This window comes from Haemophilus sp. CCUG 66565 (assembly GCF_001679495.1).
Classification (GTDB): domain Bacteria; phylum Pseudomonadota; class Gammaproteobacteria; order Enterobacterales; family Pasteurellaceae; genus Haemophilus; species Haemophilus haemolyticus_K.
Map to the genome: position 1 here is coordinate 27,875 of NZ_LZOX01000018.1, position 25,871 is coordinate 53,745.

The 25,871-nt window shown below is 37.2% G+C and carries 23 protein-coding genes; 10 read left to right on the top strand and 13 right to left on the bottom strand.

The genetic code is table 11. From position 1 onward, the window contains the following. Positions 1–89: 89 nt before the first annotated feature. From hemC to A9501_RS09175, 4 genes are read left to right on the top strand one after another with little or no spacing between them, the layout of a single operon-like run. Positions 90–1,019: a hydroxymethylbilane synthase gene (hemC, locus tag A9501_RS09160; protein WP_065265657.1), complete on the top strand. Its 930-nt coding sequence runs from the start codon at positions 90–92 to the stop codon at positions 1,017–1,019. 12 nt (positions 1,020–1,031) lie between these two features. Next, positions 1,032–1,778 carry a uroporphyrinogen-III synthase gene (locus tag A9501_RS09165; protein WP_065265658.1) on the top strand — a complete coding sequence of 249 codons (747 nt, stop codon included), beginning with the start codon at positions 1,032–1,034 and terminating at the stop codon, positions 1,776–1,778. A gap of 9 nt (positions 1,779–1,787) precedes the next feature. Beyond that, positions 1,788–3,035: a uroporphyrinogen-III C-methyltransferase gene (locus A9501_RS09170; RefSeq protein WP_065265659.1), complete on the top strand. Its 1,248-nt coding sequence runs from the start codon at positions 1,788–1,790 to the stop codon at positions 3,033–3,035. A gap of 9 nt (positions 3,036–3,044) precedes the next feature. Beyond that, complete coding sequence (locus A9501_RS09175; RefSeq protein ID WP_065265660.1) at positions 3,045–4,307, top strand: heme biosynthesis protein HemY; 1,263 nt, start codon at positions 3,045–3,047, stop codon at positions 4,305–4,307. A 92-nt stretch (positions 4,308–4,399) separates the two neighbouring features. Here the strand turns inward: A9501_RS09175 and psiE are convergent, their stop codons facing one another. The 13 genes from psiE to plsB all read right to left on the bottom strand — a co-directional run bounded on the left by psiE (position 4,400) and on the right by plsB (position 16,967). Beyond that, entirely contained in the window at positions 4,400–4,819 is a 420-nt protein-coding gene (gene psiE, locus A9501_RS09180) for a phosphate-starvation-inducible protein PsiE (protein ID WP_065265661.1), read from the bottom strand. Positions 4,820–5,023: 204 nt separating this feature from the next. Then, positions 5,024–5,452: a F0F1 ATP synthase subunit epsilon gene (locus A9501_RS09185; protein WP_048953133.1), complete on the bottom strand. Its 429-nt coding sequence runs from the start codon at positions 5,450–5,452 to the stop codon at positions 5,024–5,026. A gap of 30 nt (positions 5,453–5,482) precedes the next feature. Next, a complete protein-coding gene (gene atpD / locus A9501_RS09190; RefSeq protein ID WP_005629235.1) occupies positions 5,483–6,856 on the bottom strand; it encodes a F0F1 ATP synthase subunit beta in 1,374 nt (457 codons plus the stop codon). A gap of 16 nt (positions 6,857–6,872) precedes the next feature. Further along, positions 6,873–7,742 carry a F0F1 ATP synthase subunit gamma gene (gene atpG, locus A9501_RS09195; RefSeq protein WP_065265662.1) on the bottom strand — a complete coding sequence of 290 codons (870 nt, stop codon included), beginning with the start codon at positions 7,740–7,742 and terminating at the stop codon, positions 6,873–6,875. 15 nt (positions 7,743–7,757) lie between these two features. Continuing rightward, a complete protein-coding gene (gene atpA / locus A9501_RS09200; RefSeq protein ID WP_005629241.1) occupies positions 7,758–9,299 on the bottom strand; it encodes a F0F1 ATP synthase subunit alpha in 1,542 nt (513 codons plus the stop codon). Positions 9,300–9,311: 12 nt separating this feature from the next. Next, the gene (gene atpH / locus A9501_RS09205) at positions 9,312–9,845 is read right to left on the bottom strand and encodes a F0F1 ATP synthase subunit delta (RefSeq protein WP_065265663.1); all 534 of its coding nucleotides are present in this window, start codon (positions 9,843–9,845) and stop codon (positions 9,312–9,314) included. 12 nt (positions 9,846–9,857) lie between these two features. Continuing rightward, a complete protein-coding gene (gene atpF / locus A9501_RS09210) occupies positions 9,858–10,328 on the bottom strand; it encodes a F0F1 ATP synthase subunit B (RefSeq protein WP_046943038.1) in 471 nt (156 codons plus the stop codon). Positions 10,329–10,366: 38 nt separating this feature from the next. Beyond that, a complete protein-coding gene (gene atpE, locus A9501_RS09215) occupies positions 10,367–10,621 on the bottom strand; it encodes a F0F1 ATP synthase subunit C (RefSeq protein WP_005632219.1) in 255 nt (84 codons plus the stop codon). A 48-nt stretch (positions 10,622–10,669) separates the two neighbouring features. Then, positions 10,670–11,467 (bottom strand): F0F1 ATP synthase subunit A, encoded by a 798-nt coding sequence (gene atpB, locus A9501_RS09220; protein ID WP_046943039.1) that lies wholly within the window; start codon positions 11,465–11,467, stop codon positions 10,670–10,672. 36 nt (positions 11,468–11,503) lie between these two features. Further along, complete coding sequence (locus tag A9501_RS09225; RefSeq protein WP_048953129.1) at positions 11,504–11,878, bottom strand: ATP synthase subunit I; 375 nt, start codon at positions 11,876–11,878, stop codon at positions 11,504–11,506. Between the two features lie 125 nt (positions 11,879–12,003). Continuing rightward, positions 12,004–12,615: a 16S rRNA (guanine(527)-N(7))-methyltransferase RsmG gene (rsmG, locus tag A9501_RS09230; RefSeq protein ID WP_065265664.1), complete on the bottom strand. Its 612-nt coding sequence runs from the start codon at positions 12,613–12,615 to the stop codon at positions 12,004–12,006. A gap of 173 nt (positions 12,616–12,788) precedes the next feature. Then, positions 12,789–14,222, bottom strand: a complete 1,434-nt coding sequence (locus tag A9501_RS09855; RefSeq protein WP_065265665.1) for a YadA C-terminal domain-containing protein — start codon at positions 14,220–14,222, stop codon at positions 12,789–12,791. A 318-nt stretch (positions 14,223–14,540) separates the two neighbouring features. Next, positions 14,541–16,967 carry a glycerol-3-phosphate 1-O-acyltransferase PlsB gene (gene plsB / locus A9501_RS09240; RefSeq protein ID WP_065265666.1) on the bottom strand — a complete coding sequence of 809 codons (2,427 nt, stop codon included), beginning with the start codon at positions 16,965–16,967 and terminating at the stop codon, positions 14,541–14,543. Positions 16,968–17,141: 174 nt separating this feature from the next. Between plsB and lexA the strand changes: the two genes are divergently transcribed. The 6 genes from lexA (at position 17,142) to A9501_RS09270 (ending at position 25,720) form a co-directional block, all read left to right on the top strand. Beyond that, on the top strand, positions 17,142–17,765 hold the full coding sequence (gene lexA / locus A9501_RS09245) for a transcriptional repressor LexA (RefSeq protein ID WP_005632942.1): 624 nt from the start codon (positions 17,142–17,144) through the stop codon (positions 17,763–17,765). A gap of 142 nt (positions 17,766–17,907) precedes the next feature. Further along, positions 17,908–18,732 carry a diaminopimelate epimerase gene (gene dapF / locus A9501_RS09250; RefSeq protein ID WP_065265667.1) on the top strand — a complete coding sequence of 275 codons (825 nt, stop codon included), beginning with the start codon at positions 17,908–17,910 and terminating at the stop codon, positions 18,730–18,732. Between the two features lie 129 nt (positions 18,733–18,861). Then, the gene (gene purL, locus A9501_RS09255; protein ID WP_065265668.1) at positions 18,862–22,809 is read left to right on the top strand and encodes a phosphoribosylformylglycinamidine synthase; all 3,948 of its coding nucleotides are present in this window, start codon (positions 18,862–18,864) and stop codon (positions 22,807–22,809) included. Positions 22,810–22,937: 128 nt separating this feature from the next. Further along, entirely contained in the window at positions 22,938–23,567 is a 630-nt protein-coding gene (locus A9501_RS09260) for a YkgB family protein (RefSeq protein ID WP_046939632.1), read from the top strand. 208 nt (positions 23,568–23,775) lie between these two features. Then, a complete protein-coding gene (locus A9501_RS09265; RefSeq protein ID WP_065265669.1) occupies positions 23,776–24,996 on the top strand; it encodes a GmrSD restriction endonuclease domain-containing protein in 1,221 nt (406 codons plus the stop codon). A 4-nt stretch (positions 24,997–25,000) separates the two neighbouring features. Further along, complete coding sequence (locus A9501_RS09270) at positions 25,001–25,720, top strand: HEPN domain-containing protein (RefSeq protein ID WP_065265670.1); 720 nt, start codon at positions 25,001–25,003, stop codon at positions 25,718–25,720. Positions 25,721–25,871: the final 151 nt, after the last annotated feature.

Here is a 25,871-nt window from a genome sequence, read left to right on the forward strand (position 1 = left end):
CTAATCATCATCACAGTACAATCAAAATGACTTTTTTTCCTAACGGTGATAGGATAATTGGCAATTTTATTATGTAAATTGAATCAATTATGACCCAATCTCGAATTGTAAAAATCGCAACGCGTCAAAGTCCTTTAGCTTTATGGCAAGCAAATTTTGTGAAAGAACGCTTAGAGCAACTTCATTCCCATTTAACTGTTGAACTTGTGCCTATGGTGACAAAAGGTGATGTGATTTTAGATTCACCTTTAGCAAAAATTGGGGGAAAAGGTTTATTTGTGAAAGAACTAGAGCATGCATTATTGGAGAAGCGAGCAGATATTGCTGTACATTCAATGAAAGATGTACCAATGACTTTTCCTGAAGGTTTAGGCTTAAGTGTGATTTGTAAACGCGAAGATCCACGAGATGCTTTTGTTTCAAATTCTTACTGTTCTTTATCTGAATTACCACAGGGCGCGATTGTAGGAACATCTAGTTTACGTCGTCAATGTCAGTTAAAACAGCTTCGACCAGATTTAGATATTCGTTCTTTACGTGGAAATGTGGGTACGCGTTTGAGTAAACTTGATGCTGGTGAATACGATGCCATTATTTTGGCTTCTGCAGGTTTAATTCGTTTAGGTTTAGCATCTAGAATTGCTTCTTTTATTGAAGTGGAACAGTCATTGCCGGCTGCAGGACAAGGTGCCGTAGGAATAGAATGCCGAACGGATGATATAGTCGTGAAAGATTTATTAGCAGCGCTAGCTGATGAAGAAACAACAGCATGTGTTTTGGCTGAACGTGCGATGAATACTGCATTACAAGGTGGATGTCAGGTACCAATTGGGGGGTATGCTGTGTTACAGGGAGATGAAATTTATTTACGTGCATTAGTGGGTGATGTAGATGGTTCGTTGATTCTTCGAGCAGAAGGCAAAAGTGCGGTAGAAAATGCAGAAGAATTAGGCCGTACTTTGGCTAAACAGTTATTAGCTCAAGGTGCTGATAAAATTTTAGCAAGAATTTATGCATAATAGGGGGAAGTAATGGCTGTCTTAGTGACTCGCCCTGACGAACGTGGTAGACAATTGGTTGAGATGTTAAGTCAATCAGGTGTGGCAGCACTTCATTTGCCTTTATTTACTCTAGAAGAAGGCTATGAGCTTGTTAATTTACCCACTAGATTAAATCAACTCAATGCTGGTGATTATGTGTTCTTGGTTTCTAAAAGTGCGGTAGATTTTGCGGATAAAATATTAAAAAAAACAAATAATATTTGGAGAAAAGATTTACATTTCTTTACAGTTGGAGAACGAACCGCACAGTATTTTTCTTGTCAAAGCGAGCGCAATGTGCGTTACCCTATTCGTTCTGAAAGCAGTGAAGGTTTGTTAGAGTTACCCGAAATGCAATTTTTGCAAGGCAAACAAATTTTAATATTACGGGCTAATAATGGTCGAGATTTTTTTCGCAAACAAGCAGAATTACGTGGAGCATTGGTAAGCTATGTTGAATGCTATCGTCGGGAGCCTCTTTTTTATGATGCAGAAGAAAAAATAAATATTTGTAAGTGTTTAGGTGTAAATACTATTGTGGCGACAAGCTTAGACATTGTTCAATCCCTATTAACATTTGTGCCTGAAAATGATCAGGTATGGTTAAAACAATGCACTCTGATTACTGTAAGCCAACGTATTGCTAATTTTACGAAAGAAGCTGGTTGGGCTAATGTCGTCATTTCTCCTAAAGCAGATAACACAAGTTTATTAAATACCTTACTTAAGACTCATTAAGGAATTGATATGGCAAAGAATCAATCAAATGATATCACTGAACAAGTCAGCGATACCCCTGAAATAGTAGTAGAAAAAACGGAAGCGGAACAATCTGCTGAACAGCCGGTTCTTCAACAAACGATAGTTAAAAAAAATGGTACAGCATTAAGTTTGTTAGCTATTTTAATTGCGCTTGGTGTTGGCGGTGCTGGTTATTATATTGGCCAACAACAAGTTACAGGCTTTCAGAAAAAGTTAATTGTTCTTGAAAACCAAGTCGGAGAGTCAGCTTCTCGTGTTACTTCAAATGAGAAAAATGAGCAAGTAAGCCAATTGGAAAGTGGTTTAAAAGCCATGCAGGAAAAAGTAATTCAATTAGAAGAATTTAATAAAAGTAAAACGGAAGAAATTACTACTTTACAGGCACAAATAAAACAAGTGGGTCAACTTGCAAGTGCACAACAACCAAATGATTGGTTATTCTCTGAAGTCGATTTTTTATTGAATAACGCACTACGTAAACTTATTTTAGATAATGACGTTGATACAGCTATTTCTTTATTGAAATTAGCTGATGAAACGCTAGTTAAAATTAATAATACTCAAGCTAATTCTGTTCGTAATGCGATTAACCAAGATTTGAAGAAATTACTTTCTCTTTCTAGTGTGGATCAAAATTCAGTGATGCAAAAACTTTCACAGCTTGCCAACACAGTTGATGAGTTGCAAGTGCTTAATGTAAATTTTGATGATACCCCTGAAAATAATAATAAATTATCCGATAGTATTGAGGATTGGCAACAAAATGTTGAAAAAAGTGCTACTTCTTTCTTAAATCATTTTATTCGTATTTCGCCAAAACAAAGTGCAAATAAGAAAGAATTATTAGCACCGAATCAAGATATTTATCTTCGTGAAAATATTCGTTTACGTTTACAACTTGCTATTATGGCTGTACCTCGTCAACAGGATGAGCTTTATAAACAATCTTTAGATGCTGTGTCGTCTTGGGTTCGTAGCTATTTTGATACAAATTCTGAAACTACGCAGAACTTCTTAAAATCTGTGGATGAATTGTCAGAACTGTCTATTTATGTGGATGTTCCAGAACAATTGGCGAGTTTAACATTGCTTGATAAATATCTTAATCGCTTACCATTAGATGTACAAAAAGTAGAAATTGAGACAGATAAAGCGGTTGAAAGTATGCCGAAAGTAGAGGATACAATGCAAAAATCTGAAGATAAACCGGCAAAAGCCGAGCATCAACAATAAGGAGATCCTATGTTTAGAGTGCTTTTTCTAATGATAGCGCTGCTTGCAGGACTTGTGGGTGGACCTTATCTTTCTGGTCAGCAAGGCTATGTCCGTATTGAAACGGCTAACAATATTATTGAAATGTCTATTACAACGCTAGTCATCTTTTTTGTTATCGCGTTAGCAATCATTTATGGATTGGAGTGGATTATTACCCGATTTTTACGTTTAAGTAGAGGATCTTACAACTGGTTTTCACGCCGTAAACGTGTTAGAGCACAAAAACAAACCCTTGAAGGTTTGGTTAAAATGAATGAGGGAGATTATGCAAAAGCAGAAAAATTGATTGGTAAAAATGCCAAACACTCTGCTGAGCCAGTATTAAATCTAATCAAAGCAGCTGAAGCTGCACAACAACGTGGTGATGAATTTAGTGCAAATCGTTATTTAATTGAGGCAACAGAGTTAGCGGGTTCTGATAATTTATTGGTTGAAATCGCTCGGACACGGATTTTATTACAACAAAATAAATTACCAGCAGCGCGTAGTTCAGTAGATAGCCTGCTTGAAATGTCTAACCGTAATAAAGAAGTATTAAAACTTGCTGTGGATATTTATTTGCGCTCTAAAGCTTATCAAGCGCTTGATGAGATTTTAGACAGTGTAGAAAATAGTGGTTTATTTAGCACAGAAGAGTTTCAAGAACTTCGTACGCAAACAGAAAATGGCCTACTTGATGAAAAGATGAATGAGGAAGGCGTTGATGGATTACTTGCATGGTGGGATGATCTGCCTCGTCGTCGCCGTAATAATATTGATTTAAAAGTAGGGTTAATTCAACGTTTAATTGATTGTAATGATCATGAGTCTGCAGCAGAATTTACTCTTGAAATCTTGAAAAAAATTGGTGACAACACACCAATTAGTAAAGCACTTTGCACTCAAATTACACGTTTACAGCCGGAAGATAACAGCAAGTTAATTAAACTTGTAGCAAAACGAGCTAAGCGTGCTGGTGATGTAGAAAAATGTTGTATTAATCGAGCGTTGGGCTATTTATATGTTCGTAATAACGAATTTTCCCAAGCTGCTGAAGTTTTTAAAAAGGTGATTGCTTGTCCTAATCAATTAGAATCAAATGATTTGATGATGGCTTCTTACGTTTTTGAACAGTCTGGTGATAAAGTCCTAGCAGAACAAGTACGACAAGATAGTTTAAAATCCGTAATGGCTATAGACAATATTCCTCTTGAAAAAAATGAGGAAAATATGCTAAAAGATGGAGATTAGTTTTCAAAAGCAAATTAGAATAAATGCTAATTATAATAGATAAAACGCACTTCAATGAAGTGCGTTTTATTATGCTTTGGGTTTTTATATCCTTATAAATTTTTAAGTCTGTTAGAATATAAAACAAGGCAAAGTGCAATAACCATAACAAGAATTGAACCAGCAAATAATAAGGTATCAACTGAGCTTTCATGATTTACAATAATGAGTCTTAACATTGCTGTAATCCCTGCGTATATAAAATAGCGCAATGGAAAATGATAGCCACTTTTAAAATATTGAACTATTAATCCTATAAACCCGAAATATAAGAAAAACATTACAGCTTGTTCAGCAACATCATAGGGTACAAAGCTTGATGTATTTAAAACCATCATTGCTAAGGTATAAGTTATTTTACCCAAAGCAATAATTAGTACAATTGCTAATGCAATTAATGCAGAACTTAACACTATTTTTAGGACTCCAGTTATCATTTTCGGGAGCTTTTCTAATTCCGAAGATTCTTCCATTTTTCTTCCTTAAGGATAAAATTTAAAAAGGCGTATATTTTAATCTAATATAGAAAAGTTGGTCAAAGCTATTTGGGAAAATAATATAGTATAGAGTGGCTATAATAAGTGAATAGAGTAGTCAACAGTTGATATAGAAAGGTATGTTTAAAGGATATATTATTAGATATAAAAAGTGCGGTGAAAATTCACCGCACTTTTTTATTACCGTCTTGTTTTCAAGAGTTTTTCAGTCAATTCATAAGCTCGAAGTTTTGCTAACTCTTTAGAAAGTTTCGCAACCAGTAAATCATGATCTACATCTGATGCATGAGATACAATGTTCTCTTCAGCTTTACGTTTTGCTTCGCGAATACGCTCAGCATCTAATTCACTACCACGGATAGCAACATCTGCTAGTACCGTAACAATATTTGGTTGAACCTCTAAAAAACCACCGGAAACATAGATAACTTCTTCATTTCCATCTTGAAGGGTAAATTTAACAATCCCTGGTTTAATTGCCGTTAGCAATGGTGTGTGTCCAGGGAGAATTCCTAATTCCCCCTCAACACCTGTTGCTTGGATCTGTTTCACTTCACCTTCAAAGATTTTTCGCTCTGCGCTTACTATTGTTAAATTAAATGTCGCCATTTTTGTTCTCCTTCAAATGACTTGAAGTGATTACATATTTTTGGCTTTTTCTAGCGCTTCGTCGATTGAACCTACCATATAGAACGCTTGTTCTGGGATATGGTCGTAATCACCGCTTAAAATACCTTTAAAGCCGCGAATAGTTTCTTTTAATGGAACATATTTACCCGGAGTACCGTTAAATACTTCAGCAACGAAGAACGGTTGTGATAAGAAACGTTCAATTTTACGTGCACGTGCCACCACTAATTTATCTTCTTCAGATAATTCGTCCATACCAAGAATTGCGATAATATCTTTCAATTCTTTATAACGTTGTAAAATACCTTGTACACCACGAGCAATATCATAATGTTCTTGGCCAACAACAAGAGGGTCTAACTGACGTGAAGTTGAATCTAATGGGTCAACCGCAGGGTAGATACCTAAAGATGCAATTTGACGACTTAATACAACAGTTGAGTCTAAGTGCGCAAAGGTTGTTGCCGGAGATGGGTCAGTTAAGTCATCCGCAGGTACATATACCGCTTGTACAGAGGTAATAGAACCTGTTTTGGTTGAAGTAATACGTTCTTGTAGTACACCCATTTCTTCCGCTAAGGTTGGTTGGTAACCTACTGCTGATGGCATACGACCTAATAACGCAGATACTTCAGTACCAGCAAGGGTATAACGATAGATATTATCCACGAAGAATAATACATCACGACCTTCATCACGGAATTTTTCTGCCATAGTTAAACCAGTTAACGCAACACGTAAACGGTTACCTGGTGGCTCATTCATCTGACCATAAACCAAAGATACTTTATCTAATACGTTAGAATCTTTCATTTCATGATAGAAGTCGTTACCTTCACGAGTACGTTCACCTACACCCGCAAATACAGAGTAACCTGAGTGCTCGATCGCGATATTACGGATTAATTCCATCATGTTAACGGTTTTACCTACACCCGCACCACCGAATAGACCAACTTTACCACCTTTTGCGAATGGACAAATTAAGTCGATAACTTTGATACCAGTTTCTAATAATTCCGTACTGTTTGATTGTTCTTCATAGCTTGGCGCAGAACGGTGGATAGCCCAACGCTCTTCTTCACCGATTGGACCTTGTTCGTCAATTGGTTCACCCAATACATTCATAATACGACCAAGTGTTTTTGTGCCTACCGGCACTTGAATCGGATCATTCGTGTTTTCTACTTTTAAACCACGTTTTAAACCGTCAGAAGCACCTAATGCGATACAACGTACCACACCGCCACCTAATTGTTGTTGCACCTCAAGTGTTAAACCTGATTCAACTTTTAATGCATCGTAAACTTTTGGCACTGCATCTTGTGGAAATTCAACGTCAATCACCGCACCGATGATTTGTACAATTTTTCCTGCTGACATTACCGTTCCTCTTTTCTTAAATCGCTGCCGCACCGGCTACGATTTCATTCAATTCATTTGTGATACTTGCTTGACGAGCTTTGTTATACACCAACCGCAGATCATTAATTAAATTACCTGCATTATCAGTTGCTGCTTTCATTGCTACCATTCGAGCCGCTTGTTCTGAAGCTAAATTATCTACAACCGCTTGATAAATTTGGGATTCTAAATAACGAACTAAAAGACTATCTAATAGTACTTTTGGTTCTGGCTCATAAAGATAATCCCAAGTCTGTTGTCTTTCATTTAAATGATCGTCTTTAGATTCTGGTAAAGGAACTAATTGTTGTACAACAGGTTTTTGCGACATCGTATTAACAAATTTATTGTATGCAATATAAACTGCATCAATTTCACCATTACGATAAGCATCAAACATTGTATTTGCGACACCAATTAATTCTTCTAGAGCGGGCGTATCACCCAAACCAGAAAGTTGACCTTTGATATTAAATCCAAAGGAACGGAAAAAACTAATCCCTTTTGAACCTATTAAGCCCAAATTTGTAGAGATATTTTGTTCTTTCCAATTTTTGATTTGGTTAAGTGTGGTTTTGAATAAATTAACATTTAAACCACCACACATACCACGATCTGTTGAAATAACCAAGATACCGATTTTCTTCACTTCACGCTCAACTAAGAACGGATGTTTATAACCGATACTTGCTTTAGACACATGACTAATAACGCTACGGATAGTTTCAGAATACGGACGAGATGCAGCCATACGATCCTGCGTTTTACGCATTTTCGAGGTCGCCACCATTTCCATTGCCTTAGTAATTTTTTGTGTACTTTGTACACTGGCAATTTTGGTTTTTATCTCTTTTGCACCTGCCATCTTATCTCTCCGTTACTACCAAGCACTATTCGCTTTAAAACTATCTAAAATACCTTTTAATGTATCTTTGATTTCGTCATTATAGTTACCGGTTTTAGTAAGCTCTTGCATAAACTCAGCGTGATTACGGTTAGAATAATCTAAAAGTGCGGTCTCAAAACTTGCAATTTTTGATAATTCCACGTCATCCAAATAACCAAATTCAACAGCAAACAATACAACCGCTTGTTCTGCAACAGATAATGGAGCAAATTGTTTTTGTTTTAATAATTCAGTTACTTTTTCACCGTGAGAAAGTTGCTTACGAGTCGCATCATCAAGATCTGATGCAAACTGTGCAAACGCTGCTAATTCACGATATTGAGCTAGCGCGGTACGAATACCACCCGCTAATTTCTTAATAACTTTAGTTTGCGCTGAACCACCAACACGAGATACCGAAATACCTGGGTTTACCGCAGGACGAATACCTGAGTTAAACAAGTTAGATTCTAAGAAGATCTGACCATCGGTAATAGAAATTACGTTGGTTGGAACAAACGCAGATACGTCACCAGCTTGGGTTTCAATAATAGGAAGTGCGGTTAAAGAACCTGTTTTTCCTTTCACTTCACCTTTAGTGAATTTTTCTACGTAATCTTCGTTTACACGAGAAGCACGTTCTAGTAAACGAGAATGTAAATAGAACACATCACCTGGATAGGCTTCACGACCTGGTGGACGACGTAATAATAATGAAATTTGACGATAAGCTACGGCTTGTTTTGATAAATCATCATAAACAATTAATGCATCTTCGCCGCGATCACGGAAATATTCACCCATCGCACAACCAGCATAAGGTGCTAAATATTGTAACGCTGCTGATTCAGATGCTGATGCGGCTACCACGATAGTATTTGCAAGTGCACCATGTTCTTCTAATTTACGCACAACGTTTGCAATAGTAGAGGCTTTTTGACCAATCGCAACATAGATACATTTAATACCAGAATTACGTTGGTTAATAATAGCGTCAATTGCTAACGCAGTTTTACCCGTTTGACGGTCACCGATGATTAATTCACGTTGACCACGACCGATTGGCACCATTGAGTCAACGGCTTTGTAACCAGTTTGAACAGGTTGATCAACAGAACGACGATCGATAACGCCTGGCGCAATCACTTCTACTGGTGAGAAACCATCATTTTCAATTTCGCCTTTACCATCAATTGGTTGACCAAGCGTATTAACTACACGACCTAATAAACCACGACCAACTGGTACTTCAAGGATACGACCTGTACATTGAACTTCCATACCTTCCGCTAAATCTGCGTAAGGTCCCATAACTACAGCACCAACAGAATCGCGTTCAAGGTTAAGTGCCATCGCATAACGATTACCTGGTAAGGCGATCATTTCACCTTGCATCACATCGCTTAAACCGTGGATGCGAATAATGCCATCGCTTACAGAAACAATTGTCCCTGTATTACGGGCTTCACTGACCACGTCGAATTGAGCGATGCGTTTTTTAATCAATTCACTAATTTCAGTTGAATTTAGTTGCATCTTGTATTCCTCTTATAATTGCAACTCGTTTGCGAGACGAGTAAGTTGCCCACGGCTACTTCCGTCAATCACAAAGTCTTCAGTACGAATAATCACACCAGCAATAAGTGCGTTATCCACGTTGCAATTTAATTTCACTTTGCGAGCTAATCTTTTTTCCATTGCAGCTGCAATTTTTTCGATTTGTGTTGCATTCAATGGTTGCGCAGACGTTACTTCAACTTCTGCAATAGCTTGGTGCTCCTCTACGTGATGTTTAAATTCTTCAAACACCGCAGGAATAGCACTCAAACGCTTATTTTCAGCCATTAACCGAATAAGATTTTGCCCATATTGATCCAATTGTTCGCCACAAATAGAAATTACTGTATCAGCTAATTTCTGTGCAGAAAGAGAACTACTTAAGTAAGCTTTTACCGTTTCATCTTCAGCTACGGCTGCAGCAAAACCTAACATTTCAGTCCATTTTTTGACCGCACTTTGTTCAATGGCAAAGTCGAATGCAGCTTTTGCATAAGGGCGAGCTATTGTAGTTAATTCTGACATAAGCTAAGCCTCTTATAACTCTGCAACTAATTTATCAATAATGTCATTGTTTGCCGCTTCATCAATAGAACGACCCACAATTTTCTCAGCACCAGCCACAGCCAATGAAGCCACTTTAAGACGTAATTCTTCTTGAACACGTTTACGTTCAGCTTCTACTTCTGCATAACCTTGAGCAATAATTTTTGCTTTTAGTTCTTCGGCTTCTACTTTCACTTCGTCTAATACTTCATTGCGACGTTTATTCGCTGCATCTAAAATTTCTTGAGCTTGTACTTTTGCAGCTGAAAGTTCTTGTTCAACAAGATTTTTCGTATCTGCTTGCTCTTTTTTAGCTGCTTCAGCTGAAGCTAAAGCGTTCGCAATTTGGCTTTGACGTGTTTCAATCGCATTAATAATTGGTGGCCAAACAAACTTCACACAGAACCATACAAAAATAATAAAGGCGATGGTTTGACCAATTAATGTTGCATTAATATTCACAACATACCTCCTTCGTTAATTAGGAAATTTGTTGTTTATTAACCTAATAATGCAGCAAATGGATTTGCGAATGCGAAATATAAACCGATACCTACAGCGATCATCGCAATCGCATCAAGAAGACCTGCAACAATAAACATCTTAGTAAGTAGTGAATTAGCTAATTCAGGCTGACGAGCGGCAGACTCAAGGTATTTACCGCCAAGAAGACCAAAGCCAATCGCAGTACCTAACGCAGCAAAAGCAAGCATAATCGCAGAAGCAATGATTGTTGCACTAATTACAGTTTCCATAAATTTTCTCCGTTGTTGAGAGTTGAGTTGTTAAATAAAAAATAAAAATTAATGTTCCGCTTTATTATATGCAATACTCAGGTAAACCACAGTAAGCATCATAAAGACGAAGGCTTGTAATGCGATAACCAAAATATGGAAAATCGCCCACACCAACTGCAATGGCACACCCAGTGCAGCCACAAACGCATTGGCTGAATACATCACGGCAATCAAAATAAAGATCAGCTCACCAGCATACATATTTCCGAATAAACGAAGTGCTAATGAAACAGGCTTTGAGATCAACGTCACGGATTCAAGAAGAAGATTAACAGGGATAAATGCCCAATGATTAAAAGGGTGTAAAGTGTATTCTTTTGCGAGACCTTTAATACCCTTAGATTTAATCGTATAAAAAAGGATTAATACAAATACTGAAATCGACATTGCAAATGTCATATTCATATCCGTAGTCGGCACGGCTCGTACAGGAATATGATGATCGCCTGTAATAATAGCAAACAACTGGGGAATATAATCCACAGGTACCAAATCAATAGTATTCATAATCATCACCCATACGAAAATAGTTAAAGCCAACGGCGCTATCACATCTCGTTTACCGTGATAATTTTCTTTTACCACACCATCAATCCATTCTACAGCCATTTCAACAGCACATTGTAGTTTACTCGGCACACCTGTTGTTGCTTTTTTAGCCACCTTGCGAAAAATAGCTAAGAAAAGGAAACCGCACAACACAGAGAAGAAAAACGTATCAAGATTAAACGTCCAAAAACCTTCACCTGTTGTAAGATAAGTTAAATGGTGTTGGATATATTCAATTGAAGTTTGTCCAGACATAATCGATCCTTTGTTCTGAAGAAGAATAACCCAAAGTTAAATTTTATTGAGAATAAGTGGAATAACATTATTCAGCACTAACGCCAATAAAAAACCAACAAAAAACGCAATAAAATTGATAACTAATAACCATTTGATGGCAATAATGATAAAAACCATCGTTAAAATAAACTTTATTGCTTCAGCACGATAAAGTGCGGTCAGTTTTGTTGAAAAATTTTGTTTTCTGTAAAAAATGATAAATATGAATGTACAAAAAGGCAAAAAGGCACTTAAAAAACCGTAGCCAAAATCTACCGCACTTTGGCGTTGCCATCCATAAATAAGCAAATAAAAAACTACAAGCAAAAGACTCTCAATAACAATAGCTTTTCTGTAGTTTTTTTTAGCGTGAGATAAAATGCGCGACATCACTTTTACAAAATAATTTTAGCTCGCCGATTATACCTTTGCTGGATTTAGATTCAACTTAAAAACACATAAAAAGTGTTATATAAATCACACTTTTAGAAAATAATTTATCTATTTGTTACTTTTTAACGCAAAACGATTAAATGTCGCTCACCTATAAGTTCGGGAACATGTAGTTCAATCACTTCTTGAATAGTGTATTTTTTATTCAATTCATTAATTTCATCTTCCTGATAAATACCTTTTAATGCATAAAAATGACCGTTTTCTTTGGGTAAATGATGGCACCAATCAGTCATATCTTTTAATGAAGCAAAAGCGCGACTTAATACGCCATCAAATTTATCTTCAGGTTGATATTCTTCTACTCGACTTAAAACAGGAGTTACATTAGTGAGCCCAAGCTCACGTACTGCATTTCGAATAAAACTAATACGTTTGCCTAAACTATCAAGGAGGACAAATTGTTTGGAAGGATTAATAATTGCTAAAGGTAAACCAGGCAAGCCAGGGCCAGTACCGACATCAATAAAACGATCACCTTGTAAATAAGGACTTACAACAAGGCTATCTAAGATATGTTTGACTAACATTTCTTGTGGATCACGAACTGACGTCAAATTATAAGCTTTATTCCATTTATTGAGTAAATTGACCAGCTCAATAAGCTGCTGAATTTGTTGATCGCTTATTTTTATATTTGCTTGCGTAAGTAAACTAGCTAATTTGGCTTTCATATTTATTATCTCTTTAGAAAATTGCGCTATTTTACTTAAAAGTGCGGTAAAAATCTTTAGTGTTTTTTTTACTTATAATAAGATTCCGTCTTAATTTATTTCTAACCAGTTTATTAACATTTAATAAAGAAAAAAGGACAGACACAATGTCTGCCCTTATAGGTAATATTTATTTACCACTCAAAGTTTACACCGGCGTTATAAGTTACACCACCACCTTGAGTAAAGGCAACCCCAGCTTTGGTTGCAATATTTTGGTTATAACGATAACCCGTACCCACAGCTACTGCTGTTTGAGATTTATAACCCCCAACAGCCGCTGTAAAGTTTGCCTTACCCACAGTATATGGTTGGAATAAACCAGTTAAAGCCGCTTGAGCCGCAAGACCACGTTTAAGATCTTTATCAAGTTTATTTACTCTATTATCTAAATGATCAAGACGTTTTGTATGAGTATTAACATCTGTACGTAACTTATTAATGTCTACTTTATGAGTATTAACATCGGTACGTAAGTTATTAATATCTGCTGCCTGAGCACTAACAACTGAATTATCCGCTTTTAATGCAAATTTATTATCGGTTTCAGTTTTACTATATACGTCAGCTACATTTGCTTTAGCATCTAGTTTGCTGTTGCTTTCAGCCTTAGTATATACATCTGACGCATTTGCTTTTGTATCTAAAGCCTTACCCACCTCTTCAGCATCTGCTTTTTCGTTTAGGTCAGCATGTACAGCATCGGTAAATTTATTATAAGTTTCAGTAAATTCTTTAACACCTTCAGCTAATTTATTATGTTTACCTTCTAAGTCACGGTGTTCTTCAGTTAAATCCCCAACATCCTTACCAAGTTCATCAACGATCCCTGATAATTGACTGATTCCTTCTTCGTTATCTTTAACATCTTTTTTAAGGTCTTCTAATGCTTGATTATCTGCTTTTCCACTCACAAGAGCTTCCACCTTAGTTAAAGAATCATAGCCTTTTAGATTTTTTATTTCTTTAATATCCGATTCATTCTTGTCAAGAGCTTCATTTGCAGCATTTAACTGATTTTTAAAACTTTCATTGAGGGTATTTTGGGTATCATTTAGTTCTTTTAAATTATCACTTAATGAATTAACAGCTTTAGATGCTTTATCCATATCTCCTTGTAAAGATTTCACATCCTTAATAGTGGTATCTAAATCTTGATCTATTGTTTTAACGTTTTTTCCTATTACTTCAACTTCTGCATCAATAGCCTCTACAGTGGTTTTATCCGCTTTTTTAGCAATTTCTGTATCAGTATCTTTCTTATTTTGATCAACTTTTCCTGCCATCGTAATGAGTAAATTGGCATTATCTGTAGCTTGTTTATTGATTGTATCAATAGTGTTTATTAAACCTGGATTATCTGCGTTATTTTCTTCACCAACTAATAATTTTGAAATCTCTTTAATATTTTTATCATTTTTATTTATAGCTTTTTCAATGTTATTGAATGAAACAGTGAGATTACTATTTGTTGAAGTTGCAGGTTGTTCAGCTGCCACGGTATAAGAAGAGATAACTCCACCTACAAATAACGCAATTGCAGTACGTTTTAAAAGTTCATATTTCATAAAAACAGTCCTTTTTCATTAAATTATTTGGAATAGATTTGTAGAAATGACAACAAACAATATGTAACAAAACATACTGCTTTATCATTGAGAACGGCAAAAAGGGGGAGATTTTTTGAAAGGCTAAGTAAAGATAGATCTTAGTAGATCAAAGATACGACGAGTTCCCTCTCTCATCATCGGCAGAAGTTATACACCCACGTAAAATAAAATACAATCGAAAAACATAAAAAATGTGATGGAGATCACATTTTCATTTATCAGGTTGATAATAAAAAATGCGGTGAATATTCACCGCACTTTGTAACATGGTAATATTTAGTTATCTTCAACTTTAGCCACCGTGCCTTTTACAGTGAGGCAAATTTCGGTTGAAATCAAATGAGAAAGCGTTGAAGCTAAATATTCTATTTTCTCAAGATTGCCATTGCCTGATTCATCAAAATAACCTTGCTCTTTTAAGTTCGCAATGAACATAGAGAAAACGGCTTTATCAAAGAACTCCGGCGCGTTAATACCATGCAATACAGATAAACGTTGTGCAACGAGTTGGCTTTCTTTTTCCAGTTCTGCACGTGAAATATCTGGTTGTTTTTGCAAAATTGTCACTGTGATGTAATAACGTTGCAAGATTTCACGCATTCCCGCGGACCAAAGTTGTAAAATACGTACTTTCGATTTATTGATAGATAAGAAATTATCATTAGAGTTAATCACCTGTTGGCGCGCAAATTCATCAATAATTTGGTGAATTTGAGTTTTTAACTCTTCTTCACTAAAGTGCAAGAATAGCTCGCCTTTTAAGAATGGATAAATCTTACCAACCGCTTCCACTAATAAATCTTTTTGAATCGCCTCATAATGCAAAATGATGCTTGCAACTAAAGATGGCAATACAAATAAGTGTTGAATATTATTGCGATAGTAAGTCATCAACACGGCCGATGCACGTTCCAAACGCACAATTTCCCCGAAGTTATCCTTTTCGACTAACACGCCAACACGATCAAGCGTTAATACATGATTTAACATCATTTCAGGCGTAGCCGTTGGCAATACGACATCTGCGGAATAAGGCACATTTTGTAATAATTGTTGATAACTCGCCAGTTGTTCTAAAAGTTGCTCACGAGAAAGTGCACGCTGACGAGAAGATAGTAATGCCGTCCCAACTAAATTCATTGCATTCACAGCGGCAGCTTTATTAATGTTCACCATCACTTGTTTTGATACAGAATCAACTGCAGGAGCAAACCATTGTGGTTTTTCTTCGTGATTTTGCTCTTTCCAATCAGGAAAGTGTTGATTCAAGTAGTTTGAAAGCGTAATTGGCTCACCAAAATTCACAAAACCTTGACCAAGATTGCGTAATTTTTTTATTACTCGAATAACCAAACCTGCATTTTCTTTTTCTTTCGCCGCACCGCGCAATTCTTTTGCGTAAGTATCCACTTCCAATACATGCTCATAGCCCACATAAACTGGCACAACAGAAATTGGACGAGTTTGATTATGTTGCAAGGCTTGAAGTGTCATCGACATCATGCCTGTTTTTGGCGCAAGTAAACGGCCAGTGCGCGAACGACCACCCTCAATAAAATATTCTACCGAATAACCACGGTGGAATAACTCTGATAAATATTCGCGGAAGATTGCAGAATATAATCTATTTCCTTTAAAAGTGCGGCGAATAAAGAATGCGCCCCAACTGCGGAACATTCTACCCACAGGCCAGAAATTTAAATTAATTCCTGCTGCGATATGCGGCGGAACAAGCCCTTGATGATAAAGCACATAAGAAAGTAATAAATAGTCGATGTGGCTACGGTGGCAAGGCACATAAACAATCTCATGACCTTCAAGTGCTAATTTACGTACGCGATCTGCATTTTGCACATCAATACCAGAATAAAGTTTATTCCAAAGCCAACGTAAAAAACGATCCACTGCTCGTAAACTTGAATGACTTACATCTGCTGCGATTTCATCCAAAATCTTATGCGCTTCTTTTTGGGCTTTTTCAATACTGATATTTTTCGATTTTGCTTCATCTTCAATCGCATGTTGAATCGCTTCTGATTGCAATAATTTATTAAACATAGCTTGGCGATTTGGTAAACGTGGACCCGTAGCAGAAATACGCTGTTTGGCAAAATGCATTTTTGCAACTCGAGCCAGCTTTTGCGCAATTTTTTCATCGGAGCCATGCTCATTCACCATATAACGTAATGAAACGGCTTGAGAAAAACGCACAAAAGTATCACGTCCAAACCAAATAGCAGCAAAAGTTTTTTGCATGCCATTTAATAAACGCAAGTTAGGCAGGCCGGATTTATCCTCATGCCCAGGAGAACGCCCCCAAAGAACGGAAACTGGAATAAGTTGCACATCTAAACTCTCAGAAGTGCGGTGTAATTCGAGGTATTTATTGAAAATCGTAGTGGTTTCATCTTTCGCACCTTTCGATTTAAAAATACGACGTCCCTCATCTAAATACACATAACGAGGCAACCTCACTCCATCAATTTCATTTTTCTCAGCAGGATCAGGCAAACCTAGCGCCAAACAATTTCGACGGAAAATAACGAAATCGGTTTGGGAGGTATAAGGCAAAACATAAACAACAGGTTGGTGAATATTGAGGGAAAGCTCTTCTATCGGATTGGCTGGAATTGGATTATTTTTCACTAATACTGACAGAGGCAAGCTCAATAATTGACGATACATATTTACAAAATTTGCCATGATAAATTTTCTCTTTGTTGTAAATTTGAAATATTTTAACACATCCGATCTCAACCGCTTTAAAAAATTTAGTAGCAGAATGTGACCTAATACACAGATTTAAAAAATAACTATTGCAACTTCACTCAATCTGTATACAATACCAGTTATCTGTATTTAAAAACAGGAGTGTATATGAGACCATTAACAGCACGCCAACAAGAAGTGTTGGATTTATTAAAACGTCATTTAGAAACAACAGGCATGCCACCAACACGAGCCGAAATCTCTCGAGAATTGGGCTTTAAATCCCCCAATGCTGCAGAAGAACATTTAAAAGCACTTTCACGCAAAGGTGCCATTGAAATTATTCCAGGCGCATCTCGCGGTATCCGAATTTTAGACAATAGCGCAAATGAAGAATTTGATGGTTTACCACTCGTAGGGCGCGTAGCGGCTGGAGAGCCTATTCTTGCAGAACAACATATCGAAGCAACTTATCGCGTAGATGCCGATATGTTTAAACCACAAGCCGATTTCTTACTAAAAGTTTATGGCCAATCCATGAAAGACATTGGTATCTTAGATGGTGATTTATTAGCTGTACATAGCACCAAGGATGTACGTAATGGACAAATTGTCGTTGCCCGTATTGAAGATGAAGTGACGGTAAAACGCCTTGAGAAAAAAGGTTCTATCATTTATCTACACGCAGAAAATGAAGAATTTGATCCAATCGTGGTAAATCTTGAAGAACAAGAAAACTTTGAGATTGAAGGCATTGCAGTAGGGATCATTCGCAATAATGCTTGGATGTAATCTAAGTAAATTAGCGAATCAAGTGCGGTAAAAATTTCCTGTGTTTTACTGCACTTTTCTTAATCTAAAATTCTGAATTTGCCATTCTTTTTACCGCTCTCTATAATGCAATCAATCTTGAATTTAAATAAAGGATGGAAAAATGCAGTTTTCCAAAATGCACGGATTAGGCAACGATTTTGTTGTGGTTGATGGTGTTACTCAAAATGTTTTTTTTACGCCAGAAACCATTCAACGCTTAGCTGATCGCCACCGTGGAATTGGTTTTGATCAGCTTTTGCTTGTTGAACCACCTTATGATCCTGAACTCGACTTTCATTATCGCATTTTCAATGCAGATGGGAGCGAAGTTTCGCAATGCGGAAATGGTGCCCGCTGTTTTGCTCGTTTTGTGACATTAAAAGGGCTAACTAACAAAAAAGACATCGCGGTTAGCACGCAAAAAGGCAATATGGTTCTAACGGTAAAAGACGATAACCAAATTCGTGTGAATATGGGTGAACCGATTTGGGAGCCAGCAAAAATTCCATTTACCGCAAATAAATTCGAGAAAAATTACATTCTGCGGACGGACATTCAAACCGTCTTATGTGGTGCCGTTTCAATGGGAAACCCTCATTGCGTTGTACAAGTAGATGATATTCAAACAGCAAATGTTGAACAACTTGGTCCTTTGCTAGAAAGTCACGAGCGTTTTCCTGAGCGTGTCAATGCTGGTTTTATGCAAATCATCAATAAAGAGCATATTAAACTTAGAGTTTATGAACGTGGTGCTGGAGAAACGCAAGCCTGTGGCAGCGGAGCTTGTGCAGCTGTTGCAGTTGGAATTATGCAAGGTTTATTGAATAAGCGAGTTCAAGTCGATTTGCCCGGCGGTTCATTAATCATTGAATGGGATGGTGTTGGTCATCCACTTTATATGACAGGCGAAGCAACCCATGTATATGACGGTTTTATAACCCTTTAATCTTCTTATCCCCATCAAATTCTTAAAGATGGGGATTTTATCCCCAGCTCACGCAAACGTTTTCGTTTGTCAAAATATCCTTTATAATACCACTCAATTTTCATTCCTATCCGCATAAAGGACCCCCTTATGTTTCAAACTTTTCGTGGCTCACCCGCCCTTTCTGAATTCCGTATTCAAGGCTTAATGCAAAAATTCCAACAAAATCAATTACCGGTGAAATCGGTTTATGCAGAATATTTGCATTTTGTGGAATTAAATCGACCGCTTGTTAGCGAGCAGGAAGCAAAATTAAAAGCATTGTTACATTACGGCCCAACCTTGGCAGAACACGATGCAAAAGGCGAAACCTTCATCGTGATTCCACGCGTTGGTACGATTTCTTCTTGGTCTTCTAAAGCGACGGATATTGCACATAACTGTGGTTTAATTGAAGTGGAGCGTATTGAGCGTAGTTTGGCGTATTATTTTGAGTTAAGCCAACCGCTTGATGAAAAAACAACAGAAAAATTGACCGCACTTTTACATGACCGAATGATGGAAACCGTAGTGCGTCGTCCAGAAGATGCAGAGATTTTATTCCGTTATCAAGATCCGAAACCGTTTAAAACGGTGGATATTTTAAAAGGTGGACGCGAAGCGTTAGTGACAGCCAATGTAGAATTAGGTTTGGCACTGGCAGAAGATGAAATTGATTATTTGGTGGAAAATTTCACCCAATTAGGGCGCAATCCGCACGATATTGAACTTTATATGTTCGCGCAGGCCAACTCTGAGCACTGCCGTCATAAAATCTTTAATGCGGATTGGATTATTGATGGCAAAAAACAGGATAAATCCCTGTTTAAGATGATTAAAAATACCTTTGAGAAAACCCCTGATTTCGTGCTTTCAGCTTATAAAGATAATGCTGCGGTAATGGAAGGCTCAAAAGTCGGCCGTTTCTTTGCGGATCAAGATGGGCAATACCGCTATCACAATGAAGATACACATATCTTAATGAAAGTGGAAACCCACAACCACCCAACGGCGATTTCGCCATTCCCAGGGGCGGCAACAGGTTCAGGCGGTGAGATTCGTGATGAAGGTGCAACGGGTCGTGGTGCCAAACCAAAAGCAGGTTTAACCGGTTTCTCCGTATCAAACCTCGTCATTCCAAACTTTGAACAGCCTTGGGAAAATCCACTTTCCAAACCAAACCGTATTGCTTCAGCCTTAGATATTATGATTGAAGGTCCATTAGGCGGCGCCGCATTTAACAATGAGTTTGGTCGTCCTGCGTTATTAGGCTATTTCCGTACCTATGAAGAGAAAGTCAACAGCTTCAATGGCGAAGAAGTGCGTGGTTATCACAAGCCGATTATGTTAGCGGGCGGTATTGGTAATATTCGTGGCGAACACGTTCAAAAAGGCAAAATTCCAGTCGGGGCAAAATTGATCGTATTAGGCGGCCCAGCCATGAACATCGGCTTAGGCGGTGGCGCAGCTTCTTCTATGGACAGCGGGAAATCAAAAGAAGATTTAGATTTTGCCTCTGTTCAACGTGAAAACCCAGAAATGGAACGCCGCTGCCAAGAGGTGATTGATCGCTGCTGGCAATTAGGTGATGAAAACCCAATTCTCTTTATTCACGACGTGGGCGCGGGTGGTTTATCCAACGCGATGCCTGAATTGGTGCACGATGGTGAACGTGGCGGTAAATTTGATTTACGCTCAATCCTTTGCGATGAAAAAGGCATGTCACCATTGGAAATTTGGTGTAACGAATCGCAAGAACGTTATGTCTTAGCCGTTGCGCCAGAAAAACTCGAATTATTTACCGCACTTTGTGAACGTGAGCGCGCGCCGTTTGCGGTCATTGGTGAGGCAACGGAAGAGAAACATTTAACCTTGCACGATAGTCATTTCGACAATAACCCAATTGATTTACCAATGAATGTGTTATTAGGCAAAACCCCGAAAATGACCCGTGAGGTTTCGTCAAAAACTGTCGAAAACCGACCGCTTGCAACGGAAAATATTCAATTAAAAGAAGCCTTCCATCGCGTATTGCGTTTACCGGTGGTGGCAGAAAAAACTTTCTTAATTACCATTGGTGACCGTTCGGTAACCGGTATGGTGGCGCGCGATCAAATGGTTGGCCCATGGCAAATTCCGGTGTCTGATGTGGCGGTCACAACTGCATCATTAGACAGCTATCACGGTGAAGCCATGGCTATGGGTGAACGAGCACCTGTAGCGTTATTAGACTTTGGTGCTTCTGCACGTTTAGCGGTGGCTGAATCTATCACTAACATTGCGGGCACTAACATTGGCGATATTAAACGTATCAAACTTTCTGCAAACTGGATGTCTGCAGCGGGTCATGGTGGTGAAGACGCTGGCTTATATGAAGCGGTGAAAGCAGTCGGTGAAGAACTTTGCCCTGCATTAGGTATCACTATTCCAGTGGGTAAAGACTCTATGTCGATGAAAACCACTTGGGAAGAAAATGGCGAGAAAAAATCCGTCACTGCACCGCTTTCTTTAGTGATTTCATCTTTTGCGCGCGTGGAAGATGTTCGTAAAACTGTCACACCTCAATTGCGCACAGACAAAGGTGCAAGTCGTTTATTGTTGATTGATTTAGGCGAAAGAAAAAATCGCTTAGGCGCGACCGCACTTGCGCAAGTGTATAAACAATTAGGTGACAAACCAGCCGATGTGGTGAACGTAGCCAAACTGAAAAATTTCTTCGATGCAATGCAAGTATTGGTGGCAGAGCGTAAATTATTGGCTTACCACGACCGTTCAGACGGTGGTTTAATTACCACGCTTGCAGAAATGGCGTTTGCGGGTAACTGTGGCGTGGATGTGGATATTTCTCCGTTATTCGATATCGGAAAAGGATGGGCGCTTGAGCTCGGTGCGGAACACTATGCGCAAGAAATTTCCGAGTTAGCCATTTTATTTAACGAAGAATTAGGCGCGGTGATTCAGGTATTAGAGGCGGAACTTGACGCTATTTATACGGTGTTGAAAACACATGGATTAGAGGGAATTACCTACGACATCGGCAAGGTTAGCAACGATGATCGCATTGTGATCCATCAATTCGGAAGGGAAATTTTGGATGAAAAACGCTCTGAATTGCGTGGCATTTGGGCAGAATTGACCCATCAAATGCAACGCTTACGCGATAACCCAGAATGTGCTGACCAAGAATTTGAAGCGAAAAAAACGACAGACAACAAAGGTTTATCGGCTTACTTAACCTATGATGTAAATGAAGATATTGCTGCGCCGTACATCAGCAAAGGCGTGAAACCGAAAGTAGCCGTATTGCGTGAACAAGGCGTAAACAGCCATGTTGAAATGGCGGCAGCGTTTGACCGCGCTGGCTTTGCGGCGATTGATGTTCACATGAGTGATTTAATGACAGGCCGTTATAACTTAAACGATTTCAACGCGATGGTGGCCTGTGGTGGCTTCTCTTACGGTGACGTATTAGGCGCTGGCGGTGGCTGGGCAAAATCCATTTTATTTAACCCACAATTACGCGATCAATTCAGCCAATTCTTCGCCAATGAAAACACGCTTTCATTAGGTGTATGTAACGGCTGTCAATTTATCTCCGCCCTTGCGGAAATCATCCCTGGTGCAGAAAATTGGCCACGTTTCGTGCGCAATAAATCAGAACGTTTTGAAGCCCGTGCTGCGATGGTGAAAATCAATGACACCAACTCATTGTGGTTTAAAGGCATGGCAGGTTCTCATATGCCGATTGCGGTTTCTCATGGTGAAGGCCGTGTAGAATTCAAAACACTGGAAAATTTGACCGCACTTCAAGCGCAAAACTTAATTGTGGCACAATATATCGATAGCCATTTAAACGTGACTGAAACCTATCCAGCCAACCCGAATGGTTCGCCATTAGGGATTACTGCCATTTCTAACGTGGACGGTCGTATTGCTGCGATGATGCCACACCCAGAACGTGTATTCCGTGCTGTGAGCAACTCATGGTATCCAGAAGATTGGTCTGAAGATGGTGCGTGGATGAGAATTTTTAGAAATGCGAGAGTGAATTTTAAATAATGTGAAATTGCTCACAGAAAATTAATACAGAATAAGAGATACTGGGCGAGTCAGTATCTCTTTTTTATACTGAACAATTCTTGGATATTTTGTCCGTAATATCAATTGAACTATATGAGGAGTTCTTAATGAGTAGTTTAGTTACATTGCTAGCTAATATTGTTGCACCATTGCAACGTCAATTTATTAACTTTATCCGCATTGCTATTTGTGTAGTGATGGTTTGGATTGGTGGCTTAAAAGTTTGCCAATATGAGGCAGATGGTATCGCACATTTTGTGTCAAATAGCCCTTTCTTAAGCTTCCTTTACAAAAATGGAGCAAACATGGTAGAAAATGATAAGGGTGTTTTAGTAAAAGAATATACCCTATATAAAAACCCTGAAGGCAAAATGGTCGCAAAAAATATTGAATGGCATAAAGCTAATGGCACCTATACAGCTTCTTATATTATTGGCGCGATGATCGTGACCATTGGTATTTTAGTATTAGCGGGGATTTGGTCTCCAACACTCGGGCTATTTGGAGGCTTACTCACCTTTGGCATGTCGATAGTCACGCTGTCGTTCCTGATATTTACGCCAGAAACCTGGGTGCCTAATTTAGGCGGGGACTTCCCAACACCTAATTATGGATTCCCATATCTCTCAGGCGCTGGACGACTCGTGATTAAAGATATTATTATGATGGCAGGCGGCTTAGTTGCTGCAGCAGAATGTGCAAAACGCTATTTAAATAATAAAAAACAATTTGCTTAATTGCGTTATTTTAAAAGGCTTGCTGGGATAAATGGCAAGCCTTTTAATATAAGAATATTGTTTATTCTTATAATAAATAATTTATGATGAGAGGGATTAATTTGAGATTATTCTAACATAACGATTTTTAAGAAAATAGCAGTTGCTTTAGGTGTGTGGATATGGCTTAATTGACTAAATATATTCTATATAAAACAGGGGAATAAATATGTTGAATTATAATCAAGAAGATATGTTACGTCTTATAGATGATACAAGTATAGATGTTGAAGATGAAGCTCAAGATGAGCAATTAAGTACAGATGACTTGAATAGTCGAAAGCTTTATATAGATAAATCAGATAAGTCAATGTCAGATTTGTTTAGAATGATTAAAGAAAGGGAAGTAAATTTACAACCAGACTTCCAAAGGGGGTTCATTTGGGATAAAGGGACGATGTCAAGATTTATTGAATCATTGCTTTTGTCTATTCCAATTCCAACGGTATTTTTGTCTGAAAACAATGATGATACATTTGATGTAATTGACGGTCAGCAAAGATTAACAACAATATTTGCTTTTATGAGTTCTAGTTTAGATGAGCGGACTAGTTTACCTGAGCACCTTAAAGAATTACAACCTTTAAGGTTGTCTGGATTAGATACATTAAAGAATCTAAATAAGACAACCTATGATGATTTGGGGGATAAAAAAAGAAAATTTAATAATGTTTCTATCCCTGTAGTTATTATAAAAAAAGATTCATCAGAAGATATTAAATATGATATTTTCTCAAGAATTAATCGAGGCTCAATTAAATTGAATAATCAAGAGTTATTAAATGTAATGTATAGAGGGCGATTAATTAATAAAGTTAATGAGGTTGCAAATAATGATTTAATTGATAAGGTTTTTGAAAGAAGACCTGTATTGAAAAAAAGATTTGGGTATCATGAAATTATATTAAGGGTTATGGCAATGGAATGTTTTATTGATAAAGATTTATGGACCTTAAAAAAAGTAGATATAAAAAATAAGGAGTTAATGGACGGGAAGGAGCAAAAAAACTATAACGGTAGATTGAATTCTAGTGTCTTAGATTATTTGAAAGAATATAGAAATGATATTTTTGAAGCGGATAGATTAGAGTATTTTATACTTGATGCAATGGAAAAAGTTGATATTGTATTTGGAAGTAATGCTTTTAAAAGAATAAACAAGGCAGGATCTACTAGTATAAATAAAACTATTGCTGAGGTTCAATTAATTACTCTTTCAAGATTTGATAAGGTTATTGTAGAAGAGAAAAAACAAGAGATATTTGATTCATTTAATAGATTTTTAAATGAGCATAGTGATGATTTATTTACAAAAGCAACAAATAATACAAAAAATGTAGAAAAAAGATACGAGTGGGGTAAAGAAATATCTAGAATTATCTTAGGGTGATTTTATGCTTAATGAAATAAAAGAAAAATATAATAGTTATATGGGTATATATGATAATGTTTTGCCTAAAATTGAAGATGGTGTAGCAAGAAGATTGCTTGAAAACTCCTTATATCTTTCTATTTTCACTTCATTTGAGTCTTTTTTGAAGAAGGTAATTGAACATTATGTTGAAGAGAAAATAAGAGGAAATATAAAATATATAGAGCTTAATGAGGGGTTCGCAAGAGCATATATACTAGATAAAGAAAGAGAGATTGATCATATTTTTAATCCTAATGAGACAAAGAGTAAAAAAGCTTTTTCTAGATATTTTAATGGGTTGAAAGAACCATTATCTAAAGCTGAGCTTACTAGATATGTGCATTTTGAATTTTTACATGAAAGCAAGTTAACTAATTACTATGATATGTTGTTTGATCAAATACTGGGGAATAAAGATTTTCTGAAGGAAATAAAAATCCCCTTTTCATCTTTTTCTTTTGATGCAGGAGTAGAGCAGGTGACAACATTGGATGCTCATACTTTTTTGTTAATGTATTGCAGTAAAATTAGAAATAATATTGCTCATGATAACAGTAATTTTAATGTTTCTGAAATATTGTTCCCTGATGTGATTGATTGTTTTATAAAAATTATGGAATCAATGAAAGAGTCCTATGAGAATTATACTGGATTTAATCTATCTACAGATATAGAACAAAATCTATTAGACCTTGCATAGGATTTCAAATTAGGTGAGATATCATTAATACAACTATATACTGAGCTATTTTTTGACTTGTTTATTTATAAAAATATAATTTATTAAAAACTATTAATGCATACTGCAAAAAAACGGCCAAAAATCACAACGAATTTTGACCGCTCTTTTT